This is a genomic window from Streptomyces sp. AHA2 (assembly GCF_036857595.1).
Lineage (GTDB): Bacteria > Actinomycetota > Actinomycetes > Streptomycetales > Streptomycetaceae > Streptomyces.
In genome coordinates this window covers 471,015-483,026 of sequence record NZ_JAUQWJ010000001.1, presented here as the reverse complement: position 1 = coordinate 483,026, position 12,012 = coordinate 471,015, and the positions used below count along the sequence as shown (strand labels likewise).

The following is a 12,012-nucleotide window of genomic DNA, read 5'->3' as shown; positions in this document are numbered from 1 at the left end:
TCGAGCACGGTGGAGGTGAGGACCATGAGGAAGACCCGGGCCATCGGCCGTATCCCGGTACGGGACGTCCGGCCGGCCGTGGAGGCCGGCAACCGGCCGGCCAAGGCGGTCGTGGGCGAGACGTTCGAGGTCACCGCCACCGTGTTCCGGGAGGGGCACGACGCGGTGGCCGCCAACGTCGTCCTGAAGGACCCCGAGGGCCGCCCCGGGCCGTGGACCCCGATGCGCGAGCTGACCCCGGGCAGCGACCGCTGGGGCGCCGAGGTCACACCGGACGCGGCCGGCCGGTGGACGTACCGGGTGGAGGCCTGGAGCGACCCGGTCGCCACCTGGCGGCACGCGGCGGGCATAAAGGTTCCCGCGGGCATCGACCCGGGCCTGGTGCTGGAAGAAGGCGCGGAACTGCTCGAACGGGCGGCGGCCGGCGTACCGAGGGACGCCGGCCGCGGTGTACTGCTCGATGCGGCAGCGACCCTGCGCGACGACTCCCTGCCCACGACCGCACGGCTGGCGGCGGCCCTCACCCCCGAGGTGGACGAGGTGCTGGCCCGGCATCCGCTGCGGGACCTGGTCAGCACGTCGGAGCCGATGCCGTTGCTGGTGGAGCGGGAGCGGGCGCTGTACGGGTCGTGGTACGAGTTCTTCCCGCGTTCGGAGGGCACGGCGGAGCGGCCGCACGGTACGTTCCGCACGGCGGCGCGGCGGCTGCCGGCGATCGCGGCGATGGGTTTCGACGTGGTGTACCTGCCGCCGATCCACCCGATCGGCACCACCTTCCGCAAGGGGAGGAACAACACCCTCTCCCCCGGTCCGGACGATGTGGGGGTGCCGTGGGCGATCGGTTCGCCCGAGGGCGGTCACGACGCCGTGCATCCCGATCTGGGCACGATGGACGACTTCGTGTGGTTCGTCGGACAGGCGCGGGAGCTGGGGCTGGAGATCGCGCTGGACTTCGCGCTGCAGTGCTCGCCGGACCATCCGTGGGTGCACAAGCACCCGGAGTGGTTCCACCACCGGCCCGACGGCACGATCGCCTACGCGGAGAACCCGCCGAAGAAGTACCAGGACATCTACCCCATCGCCTTCGACGCGGACATGGACGGTCTGGTGGCGGAGACGTGCCGGGTGCTGCGGCACTGGATGGACGCGGGGGTGCGGATCTTCCGGGTGGACAACCCGCACACCAAGCCGGTGGTGTTCTGGGAGCGGGTGATCGCGGAGATCAACCGCACCGACCCGGATGTGATCTTCCTGGCCGAGGCGTTCACCCGGCCGGCGATGATGCACACGCTGGCGCAGATCGGTTTCCAGCAGTCGTACACGTACTTCACCTGGCGCAACACCAAGCAGGAGCTGACGGAGTACCTGACGGAGCTGTCGGGTGAGGCGGCTTCCTACATGCGGCCGAACTTCTTCGCCAACACCCCCGACATCCTGCACGCCTACCTGCAGCACGGCGGGCGGCCGGCCTTCGAGGTGCGGGCGGTGCTCGCCGCGACCCTGTCGCCGACGTGGGGTGTCTACTCGGGTTACGAGCTGTGCGAGAACGTGCCGTTGAAGGAGGGCAGCGAGGAGTACCTGGACTCGGAGAAGTACCAGCTGCGGCCCCGCGACTGGGAGGCGGCCGAACGCCAGGGGCGCAGCATCGCCCCGCTGATCACCCGCCTCAACACCGTCCGCAGGAACCACCCCGCGCTGCAGCAACTGCGCGACCTGCACTTCCACCACACCGACAACGACGCGCTCCTCGCCTACAGCAAGCGCAGCGGAAGCGACGTCGTCCTCGCGGTGGTCAATCTCGACCCGCACCACGCCCAGGAGGCCACGGTCTCGTTGGACATGCCGCAACTCGGCCTGGACTGGCACGAGTCGGTGCCGGTGCGCGACGAGCTCACCGGCGAGACCTACCACTGGGGCCGGGCCAACTACGTGCGCCTCGAGCCGGGGCGGGCTCCCGCGCACGTCTTCCACCTCCAGTCCCCGCCCGCCGCGCAAGGTAACGGAGGGGCAGGAGCGTCATGACCGTGAACGAACCCGTGCCGGACACCTTCGAGGACACCCCGGCCAGGGACCGCGACCCCGACTGGTTCAAGCGCGCCGTCTTCTACGAAGTGCTGGTCCGCTCGTTCCAGGACAGCAACGGCGACGGCGTCGGCGATCTGAGGGGCCTGACCGCCAAGCTGGACTACCTCCAGTGGCTCGGCGTGGACTGCCTGTGGCTGCCGCCGTTCTTCAAGTCGCCCCTGCGTGACGGCGGCTACGACGTCAGCGACTACACCGCCGTCCTGCCCGAGTTCGGCGACCTCGCCGACTTCGTGGAGTTCGTCGACGCCGCCCACCAGCGGGGCATGCGCGTGATCATCGACTTCGTCATGAACCACACCAGCGACCAGCACCCGTGGTTCCAGGAGTCGAGGAAGGACCCCGACGGGCCCTACGGCGACTTCTACGTGTGGGCCGACGACGACAAGGGCTACCCGGACGCGCGGATCATCTTCGTCGACACGGAGACCTCGAACTGGACCTTCGACCCCGTGCGCGGCCAGTACTTCTTCCACCGCTTCTTCTCCCACCAGCCGGACCTCAACTACGAGAACCCGCGCGTGCAGGAGGAGATCCTGGCCGCGCTGAAGTTCTGGCTGGACCTGGGCATCGACGGGTTCCGCCTGGACGCGGTGCCCTACCTGTACGCGGCCGAGGGCACGAACTGCGAGAACCTGCCCGCCACGCACGCCTTCCTCAAGCGGGTGCGCAAGGAGATCGACGCCCAGTACCCGGACACCGTGCTGCTGGCGGAGGCCAACCAGTGGCCCGAGGACGTCGTCGACTACTTCGGCGACTACGCCAGTGGCGGCGACGAGTGCCACATGGCCTTCCACTTCCCGGTCATGCCGCGCATCTTCATGGCCGTGCGCCGCGAGTCCCGCTACCCGGTCTCCGAGATCCTGGCCAAGACCCCGGCCATCCCCTCGGGCTGCCAGTGGGGGATGTTCCTGCGCAACCACGACGAGCTGACGCTCGAGATGGTGACCGACGAAGAGCGCGACTACATGTGGGCCGAGTACGCCAAGGACCCGCGGATGCGGGCCAACATCGGCATCCGCAGGCGCCTGGCGCCGCTGCTGGACAACGACCGGCACACCATCGAGCTGTTCACCGCGCTGCTGCTGGCGCTGCCCGGTTCGCCGATCCTGTACTACGGCGACGAGATCGGCATGGGAGACAACATCTGGCTCGGCGACCGCGACGCGGTGCGGACCCCGATGCAGTGGACCCCGGACCGCAACGCGGGCTTCTCGACCTGCGACCCTGGCCGTCTGTACCTGCCCGCCATCATGGACCCGGTCTACGGCCACCAGGTGACCAACGTCGAGGCGTCGATGTCGTCGCCGTCGTCGCTGCTGCACTGGACCCGGCGCATGATCGAGATCCGCAAGCAGAACCCCGCGTTCGGCCTCGGCTCCTACACCGAACTGCCCTCGTCCAACCCGGCCGTGCTGGCGTTCCTGCGGGAGTACGAGGACGACCTGGTGCTGTGCGTGAACAACTTCGCGCGTTTCGCGCAGCCCACCGAACTCGACCTGCGCGAGTTCGCCGGGCGGCACCCGGTGGAGCTGTTCGGCGGGGTCCGCTTCCCCGCGATCGGTGAACTGCCGTACCTGCTGACCCTCGGGGGCCACGGCTTCTACTGGTTCCGGCTCACTCGAGTCGCATCCCGCATCGGCCGGCGACTGTGAGCGTGCGCCGACGAAAGGAGGCGTGACCATGCCGAAGACCGCATCGCTCCGCCCGGACCTCACGCGCCTGGCCGAGCCCATGGAGTCGCTCGGTGCCCTGCTGCGCGACTGGCTGCCCCGGCAGCGCTGGTTCGCCGGCAAGGACCGGCCCGTCACCGACCTCGGTCTGCTGTCGATGACCGAGCTGTTCCCGGGGTGCCTGCACCTGCTGGTGCACGCCGGTCACGCGGGTCACACCGGCGTGCCCTCGCCCGGCGGCGCTCCCCCGGCCGGTGACTGCTACCAGCTGCTCCTCGTCGTCCGGGAGCACCCGGCGCCGCGGCTGGGGCGGGCGCGGATCGGGCAGGTGCAGGACGGGCCGCTGGCCGGCATGACCGTCTACGACGCCCTGCACGATCCGCGGTCCGCGCAGCTGCTGCTGGAGCGGCTGCGCCGGCCCGGCGCGGCGGGCCCGCTGCGTTTCGACTGCGACCCCGAGCAGGAGGTCCCCGCCGGGCTCGTGCCGCGGCTGCTGGACGCCGAGCAGTCCAACTCCTCGCTGGTGTACGGCGACGAGTACATCCTGAAGGTCTTCCGGCGCATCCAGCCGGGCGTCAACCCGGACCTGGAGGTGCCGGGCGCACTCGCCCGGCAGGGCTGCCACCGCGTCCCCGCGCCGGTGGCCTGGTTCCAGACCAGGCACCCCTTCACCGCGACGCTCGGCGTGCTCCAGCCCTACCTGCAAGGCGCCTCGGACGGCTGGACGCTGGCCCTGGAGGCACTGGCCGCCGGGGACGACTTCACGGTCCAGGCCCGGGCGCTGGGTGCGGCCACGGCGGAGGTGCACCTCGCGCTGGCCTCGGCGTTCCCGGTCGGGGCGCCCGGGGAGAACGCGCGCACGGCGTCGGCCATGGCCGAGCGCCTGGACGCCGCCGCGCACTGCGTGCCCGCGCTGCAGCCCCACGTACCGGGCCTGCGCACCGCGTTCGCCGCCCTCACCACCTGCGACCCGGGCCCGCCCGCCCAGCGCATCCACGGCGATCTGCATCTGGGGCAGGTGCTGCGCGCCGGGCGTGACTGGTTCGTCATCGACTTCGAGGGCGAGCCGTCCCGGCCGCTCTCCGAGCGGCGCAGCGCCCACTCCCCCGTGCGGGACATCGCCGGGATGCTGCGCTCCTTCGACTACGCCGCCCGGCAGCGCCGCCCCTGGCGCCCGGAGTGGGCCCGCCGCTGCCGCGAGGCCTACTGCGCGGGCTACGCCGCCCGCGCCGGCTGGGACCCCCGCAAGAAGCACGGACTGCTCCGCGCCTACGAGACGGACCGGGCCGTGTACGAGGTGCTGTACGAGGCACGGCACCGCCCCGACTGGCTGCCTGTACCGATGGCGGCGATCGAGCGCCTCGCCGTGAGAGGAGACTGAGCCGTGGCCCTGCGAGACACCTCAATCCCGGAGCCGTCCGGCCCGGTCACTACGGCGCCCGCACCCGCCCTGAGCGCGGAGGACCGCGGGCGGCTGCTGGCGGGCGCCCACCACGACCCGCACGGGCTGCTGGGTGCGCACCCGGTGCCCGGCGGCGTGGTGTTCCGGGCGCTGCGCCCGTTCGCGCGCTCGGTGAGCGTCGTGACCGGCGGCCGGCGCCTTCCCCTCGTCTCCGAGGGCGAGGGACTCTTCTCGGGCCTGCTGCCGCAGGAGACGGTCCCCGACTACACGCTGCACGTGGTGTACGAGGCCGGGGAGATCGAGACGCACGACCCGTACCGGTTCCTGCCCGCGCTGGGCGAGCTGGACCTGCACCTGATCCGCGAGGGGCGGCACGAGCAGCTGTGGCAGGCCCTCGGCGCGCAGCCCATGACCCACCAGGGCGTGACCGGCACCCGGTTCACGGTGTGGGCGCCGAACGCGCAGGGCGTGCGGGTGGCCACGGACTTCACCCACTGGGACGGGACGCAGTTCCCGATGCGCTCGCTCGGCGCGTCCGGTGTGTGGGAGCTGTTCCTGCCGGACGTCGGCGAGGGCACGGCGTACAAGTTCGAGATCCACTCGCGGCACGGCCACCGCTTCCTCAAGGCCGACCCGATGGCGCGCCGCACCGAGGAGCCGCCCAACACGGCGTCGATCGTCACCGCCTCGCACTACGAGTGGGACGACGCCGAGTGGATGGCGCACCGGGCGGACCGGCCCGTGCACGAGGCGCCCTTCTCGGTGTACGAGGTGCACCTGGCGTCCTGGCGGCCGGGCCTGACCTACCGGCAGCTCGCCGAGGAACTCCCGAAGTACGTCAAGGAGATGGGCTTCACCCACGTCGAGCTGATGCCGGTCGCCGAGCACCCCTTCGGCGGGTCCTGGGGCTACCAGGTCACCGGCTTCTACGCGCCGACGGCCCGGCTGGGCACGCCGGACGACTTCCGGTTCTTCGTCGACGCCTGCCACCGGGCCGGGATCGGCGTGATCATGGACTGGGTGCCGGCGCACTTCCCGAAGGACGACTGGGCGCTGGCCCGCTTCGACGGGGAGCCGCTGTACGAGCCGGGCGACGACCGGCGTGCCGAGCACCCGGACTGGGGCACCTACGAGTTCGACTTCGGCCGGACCGAGGTGCGCAACTTCCTGGTCGCGAACGCCGTGTACTGGTGCGAGGAGTTCCACATCGACGGGCTGCGCGTGGACGCGGTCGCCTCGATGCTGTACCTGGACTACTCGCGCGAGGACGGCCAGTGGGAGCCCAACGTCCACGGCGGCCGGGAGGACCTGGCGGCCATGGCGTTCCTGCAGGAGATGAACGCGACGGTGTACCGGCGCGCTCCCGGCGTGGTCACCATCGCCGAGGAGTCCACGGCGTGGGGCGGCGTGACCCGGCCGACCGACACCGGCGGCCTGGGGTTCGGGCTGAAGTGGAACATGGGCTGGATGCACGATTCGCTGGAGTACATCTCCCACGAGCCGGTGCACCGCAAGTACCACCACCACGAGATGACGTTCTCGATGGTGTACGCCTACAGCGAGAACTACGTGCTGCCGATCTCGCACGACGAGGTGGTGCACGGCAAGCAGGCCCTGGTGTCGAAGATGCCGGGCGACTGGTGGCAGCGGCGGGCCAACCACCGGGCGTACCTGGGCTTCATGTGGGGCCACCCCGGCAAGCAGCTGTTGTTCATGGGACAGGAGTTCGCGCAGGGGGCGGAGTGGTCGGTGGAGCAGGGGCCGGAGTGGTGGCTGCTCGACGACGGCTACCACTCGGCGGACGACCACCGGGGCGTGCGCGAGCTGGTGCGCGACCTGAACGCGGTGTACCTCGCGACGCCGGCGCTGTGGCAGTGCGACACCCGGCCGGAGGGCTTCCGGTGGGTGGCGGTGGACTCGGCCGACGACAACGTCCTGGCGTTCCTGCGCTACGACGCCGGGGGCAACCCGCTGCTGGCGGTGTCCAACTTCTCCCCCGTGGTCCGGCACGACTACGGCCTGTGGGTGCCGGGGGACGCCGTGCCCTGGCAGGAGCGGCTCAACACCGACGACCTGCGCTACGGCGGCAGCGGCGTCACCCGGCCCGACCCGGTGAAGCCGGAGGACGGCTGCCTGCGGATCACGCTGCCGCCGCTGGCCACCGTGTGGCTGACGCCGGCCGCCGGGTAGAACTCCTGCCGTCCCGCCAGGTGTCCCACCCGCCCGCGGGGGGCACAGGGGGTCGTACCACCGGGATGTTCCGGTGGTACGACTCGACAGGGACAGAAGGGCGGGCATCAGGTGCGCACCGTGGGAGTGGAGGAGGAACTCCTCCTGGTCGATCCGGAGACCGGGGAACCGCGGGCACTGTCCGCAGCGGTTCTGGCCCGGGCGGAGCAGGACGACGCCGGTCAGGACGTGTTCGAGAAGGAACTCCACGAGCAGATGCTGGAGTTCGCCACCCATCCGCAGTCCTCGATGGAGAGCCTGCGCGCGGAGATCGTCCGCTGCCGCAAGGAGGCCGCCCGGCACGCCGGTGACATCGGCTGCACGGTCGCGGCCCTGGCCACCTCCCCGCTGCCGGTCAGCCCGGCGGTCAGCCTGAACCGCCGGTACCAGTGGATGGCGGAGCAGTACGGCATCGCCACCCGGGAGCAGCTCGTCATGGGCTGTCACGTGCACGTGTCGGTGGAGTCCGACGAGGAGGGCGTCGCGGTCCTCGACCGGGTGCGGCCCTGGGTGCAGGTGCTCAAGGCGCTGAGCGCGAACTCGCCGTTCTGGCAGGGCAAGGACACCGGGTACAGCAGCTACCGCAGCCGGGTGTGGCTGCGCTGGCCGTCGGCGGGCCCCACCGAGCTGTTCGGCTCCGCGGAGCGGTACCACCGGCAGGTCGCGGACATGGTGGCCACCGGCGCGATCCTCGACGACGGGATGATCTACTTCGACGCCCGGCTGTCACGCAGCTACCCCACCGTGGAGTTCCGGGTCTCGGACGTCTGCCTGCACTCCGGCACGGCCGTGCTGATCGCCACGCTCGTACGCGGGCTGGTGGAGACCGCCGCGCGGGAGTGGCGGGCCGGGACCGAGCCGCTCGACCACGGCGTCAGCCTGCTGCGGCTGGCCGACTGGCAGGCCGCCCGGTGCGGGCTGACGGGCGAGCTGCTGCACCCGGCGACCATGCGCCGCATGCCGGCCGAGACCGTCGTGCGCGCGCTGCTCGACCACGTCGAGGAGGCCCTCGACAGCACCGGTGACCTGGACCAGGCCCGGGCCGCCTGCGAGGAGCTGCTGCGCGAAGGCAACGGCGCCCGGGTGCAGCGCGAGCTGATGGAGCGCACGGGGAGCCTGCGGGACGTCGTCACGGAGTGCGTGCGGCACACGCAGGGGTGAGACGTCCCGGCTCGGGCGGCCGGCGGCTCAGAGGATCAGGACGAGGGCGTAGGCCAGGAAGAACGCCGCGATCAGCACCGAGACGATGATGATCACGGCCAGCGGCCCCTTGGCCCACCCCTTGGTCGGGTTGTGCGTCTCCAGGGGCAGCGCCTCCGGCATGCTGCTCTCCGCGGGCGGGGTCTCGCCCGGCGGCACACCGCCGCCGGGTTCCAGACCTGTACTGCGCTCGGGCTCGGGATCGGGACTGTAGTGACTCATGCCGTCCGGGTCCCCCGATCACGCCAGGATCATCAGCGGACCCACTTCCGTATTTTCCGACCCCGAAAGCTCCTGCCTGGACTACATTCGAGCACCGCCGATGACGGTGACCGTCGGCACGGTGACACCACGTACATGTCAGGAGCAGTGCATGCGCGACCTCGCCCTCGCTCCACCTGCCGCGCCGTCCCTCACCGGCGGCCTCGCCGACAGCGTCTTCGAGACGGCGGACCGCGAACCCGCCCGGCCCCTGCTGGCCCGCCGCGCCGATCCGGCCTCCACCACCTGGGAGGAGATCACCGCGATCGAGCTGCGCGAGCAGGTGGTGGACACGGCCAAGGGGCTGATCGCCGCCGGCCTCGCCCCCGGCCATCGGGTGGCCATCATGGCCCGCACCCGCTACGAGTGGACGGTCCTGTGCTACGCGCTGTGGGCCGTCGGCGCCGAGGTCGTCCCGGTCTACCCGACCTCCTCGCGCGACCAGGTGGAGTGGATCCTGCGGGACGCCGGCTGCGTGGCCGTGGTCGTCGAGGACGAGCAGGGCGTCATGACCGTCGGCTCGGTGTGCGCCTCGCTGCCGCTGCTGCGGCACGTGTGGCAGCTGGACGCGGGTGCGCTGGAGCAGCTGGCGGCGCGCGGACACGACGTGCCGGTCACCACGGTCGACTCGATGCGCCGGATCGTGCTGCCGGACTCCACCGCCGTGATCGCCTACACCTCCGGTACCTCCGGCCGTCCGATGGGATGTGCCCTCAGCCACCGCAACCTGGCCGCTCCCTGCGACACCCTGCTGGCGGGCTGGGGCCACACCGCGGCCCCACGCGGGGAGCAGGGGTCGGTGCTGGCCTTCCTGCCGTTCTCCCACGTGTACGGGCTGATGATCCAGGGACTGTGCGTGCGCGGCGGGCTGCTCATGGGGCACCAGTCGGATCTGAGCGGGGAGGCGCTGGCCGCCGCGCTGCGCTCGTTCCGGCCGACGTACCTGTACGCGGTCCCCTCGGTCCTGGAGAAGATCTACAAGAACTTCCTGCGCGTCGCGCAGCAGGGCGGTCACGGCGCGCTGTTCGAGCGGGCCGCGGCGACCGCGCGCGACTTCGCTGCGGCCCTGGAGCGCCGGCGGCTCGGCCGGGGGCGCGGGCCCACGCTCGACCTGCGCCTGCAGCACGCCCTGTACGAGCGCACGGTCTACCGCAGGCTGCGGGCCGCGCTCGGCGGCCGGGTGCAGCGGGCCACGTCCGGCGGTTCGCCCCTCAGCCGCGACCTGTCGCTGTTCTACGAGGGCATCGGCATCTACGTCCACGACGGGTACGGCCTGACGGAGACCGCCGGCGGGGTCACGATGCAGCCGCTCGGCCGGGAGAAGTCCGGGACCGTGGGGCAGGCCCTGCCGGGCATGGAGATCCGGGTGGCCGAGGACGGGGAGATCCTGGTGCGCGGGCCGTCGGTGTTCCAGGGGTACGTGGGCGACGACGCCGCGACCCGCGCCGCCCTGCGCGGTGGCTGGCTGGCCACCGGGGACCTCGGGCGGCTGGATCCGGAGGGCTATCTCACGATCACCGGCCGCAAGAAGGACATCATCATCACCAGCAGCGGCAAGAGCGTCGCCCCGGCGGCCCTGGAGCAGCGGCTGCGCATGCACCCCCTCATCCACCAGGCGGTCGTGGTGGGCGACAACCGGCCCTGTGTCGGCGCCCTGATCACGCTGGACCCGGACTTCCTGGCCCACTGGCGGGCGGCGCTGGCCCTGCAGGGCGAGCTGCGCGAGGCCCGGGAGGAGAACGCGCTGCGCGAGGAGGTCGCGCGGGCCGTGGCCGCGGCGAACAGTTCCGTCTCGCCGTCCGAGTCCATCCGGGTGTTCCGGGTGCTGCCCGAGCCGTTCGACGTGACGAACGGGTTGCTGACACCATCCATGAAGCTGCGCCGTGACGAGATCGTGCGGCACCACGCGTCGGACATCGACGCGATGTACGCGTCGCGCAGGCGTCCGGGGCGGCCGAACGCCAGGGACGAACCGTCACATTGGGACGATTCGGACAATGTGTTCCGCTGAGCGAGGTGGCGAACGCGTAGCCCTCGCCACCATGGGAACACGCGACAGTGGCGACGCACGAGAAAGGACGACTGCCCTGACGACAGCCCTCGCTGGCGCCCGGGCCGGAAAGGCGATATGTCAACCGAGCCGCGTGGAGACGACGCCCTGACCTCCGAGGAGATCCCCAGCCGCACGAACAGCTTCGTGGGCGAGCCGCACGACGTGACCGGTGCGCGCCTGGCCGCGGAGGAGTTCCTGCGTGATCTGGCACGCTCCTCCCCACCCTCCGCCCCCGAGTACTGGGACGACATCCTGCTGGTGGTGACGGAGCTGGCCGCCAACGCGGTCCAGTACGCCCCGGGGCCGTTCGCGCTGCGGATGCGCCGCACCTTCGACGGCGTGCACGTGGTGCTGCACGACACCAGCACCACCGAACCCGCCCCCCGCCCCTTCGATCCGCGCAGCGGAGGCGGCGGCATCGGGTGGCACCTGATCCACACCCTGTGCGACCAGGTCAGCGTGGTGACCGACGACAGCGGCAAGGACGTGCACGTCTTCCTGCCCTGGTGAGCCTCCCGCCCGGGAGCGGTGGGCGGGTGACACGTGCGACGGGGGCGCCCGGTGAGCCGGGCGCCCCCGCACGAGCGGGCCCCGCCCGGTCCTCCCCGCCGGCCGGTCCGGCGTCTTCCGGAAGCCGGGCGTCACGGGCGCCCGACGCCCGTGACCGACGGGTGCGCCGGGCCGCCGCTCGGCCCTCGGACCTCAGACCTCAGACCGAGGTCGTCTCGCGCGGCGGCAGCCGGTGGTAGTAGTCGCCCACAGCCGTGAGGTACTGCGGGTCCCTCGTCTCGCTGTCGGTCTCGAAGCGGGGCGCCGCCTTGGCGTCCGCCCTGCTGCAGGCCAGTGTGATCTTCCGCGCCTCGGTGTCGACGCCCGTGACGACTCCGGCCGGCACCAGGACGCTGCGGCCGAAGACCCAGACTCCGGTGTCGACGACGAGGTGCCGCATGCCGTGCGGGGCGTCCTCCCGGTCCACGTGCCCGATCGTGCCGTCGGTCGCCGCGACACTGAAGCCGGTCAGGTCCTGCCCCTCGGTGTGGGCGCTGCCCGGTGCGTACGACCAGATTCTGTCGATGGCCACGCTGCTCCATCCTCCCTGGCGGTGTGCGGAT

At 71.7% G+C, this 12,012-nt stretch carries 9 protein-coding genes; 7 read left to right on the top strand and 2 right to left on the bottom strand.

Going from position 1 to position 12,012, the window contains the following annotated elements:
* Positions 1–24 precede the first annotated feature (24 nt).
* The 5 genes from Q5694_RS02290 (at position 25) to Q5694_RS02270 (ending at position 8,547) form a co-directional block, all read left to right on the top strand.
* Entirely contained in the window at positions 25–2,022 is a 1,998-nt protein-coding gene (locus tag Q5694_RS02290; RefSeq protein WP_333930244.1) for an alpha-1,4-glucan--maltose-1-phosphate maltosyltransferase, read from the top strand.
* Complete coding sequence (gene treS, locus Q5694_RS02285; RefSeq protein WP_333930243.1) at positions 2,019–3,737, top strand: maltose alpha-D-glucosyltransferase; 1,719 nt, start codon at positions 2,019–2,021, stop codon at positions 3,735–3,737. The genes Q5694_RS02290 and treS overlap by 4 nt, the downstream gene beginning before the upstream one ends.
* A gap of 28 nt (positions 3,738–3,765) precedes the next feature.
* Positions 3,766–5,136: a maltokinase N-terminal cap-like domain-containing protein gene (locus tag Q5694_RS02280; protein WP_333930242.1), complete on the top strand. Its 1,371-nt coding sequence runs from the start codon at positions 3,766–3,768 to the stop codon at positions 5,134–5,136.
* Between the two features lie 3 nt (positions 5,137–5,139).
* Positions 5,140–7,347: a 1,4-alpha-glucan branching protein GlgB gene (glgB, locus tag Q5694_RS02275; protein ID WP_333930241.1), complete on the top strand. Its 2,208-nt coding sequence runs from the start codon at positions 5,140–5,142 to the stop codon at positions 7,345–7,347.
* Between the two features lie 111 nt (positions 7,348–7,458).
* Positions 7,459–8,547: a glutamate--cysteine ligase 2 gene (locus Q5694_RS02270; protein ID WP_333930240.1), complete on the top strand. Its 1,089-nt coding sequence runs from the start codon at positions 7,459–7,461 to the stop codon at positions 8,545–8,547.
* A 27-nt stretch (positions 8,548–8,574) separates the two neighbouring features.
* Here Q5694_RS02270 and Q5694_RS02265 read toward each other — a convergent pair whose 3' ends face one another.
* The gene (locus Q5694_RS02265) at positions 8,575–8,808 is read right to left on the bottom strand and encodes a DUF6480 family protein (protein WP_333930239.1); all 234 of its coding nucleotides are present in this window, start codon (positions 8,806–8,808) and stop codon (positions 8,575–8,577) included.
* A gap of 151 nt (positions 8,809–8,959) precedes the next feature.
* On the opposite strand from Q5694_RS02265, the gene Q5694_RS02260 reads away from it, so the two are divergent.
* Both Q5694_RS02260 and Q5694_RS02255 read left to right on the top strand, forming a co-directional pair.
* Positions 8,960–10,858 (top strand): AMP-dependent synthetase/ligase, encoded by a 1,899-nt coding sequence (locus Q5694_RS02260; protein ID WP_333930238.1) that lies wholly within the window; start codon positions 8,960–8,962, stop codon positions 10,856–10,858.
* A gap of 117 nt (positions 10,859–10,975) precedes the next feature.
* The gene (locus Q5694_RS02255) at positions 10,976–11,410 is read left to right on the top strand and encodes an ATP-binding protein (protein ID WP_333930237.1); all 435 of its coding nucleotides are present in this window, start codon (positions 10,976–10,978) and stop codon (positions 11,408–11,410) included.
* Positions 11,411–11,609: 199 nt separating this feature from the next.
* On the opposite strand, the gene Q5694_RS02250 is transcribed toward Q5694_RS02255, so the two are convergent.
* Entirely contained in the window at positions 11,610–11,981 is a 372-nt protein-coding gene (locus tag Q5694_RS02250) for a PRC-barrel domain containing protein (RefSeq protein WP_333930236.1), read from the bottom strand.
* Positions 11,982–12,012 lie beyond the last annotated feature (31 nt).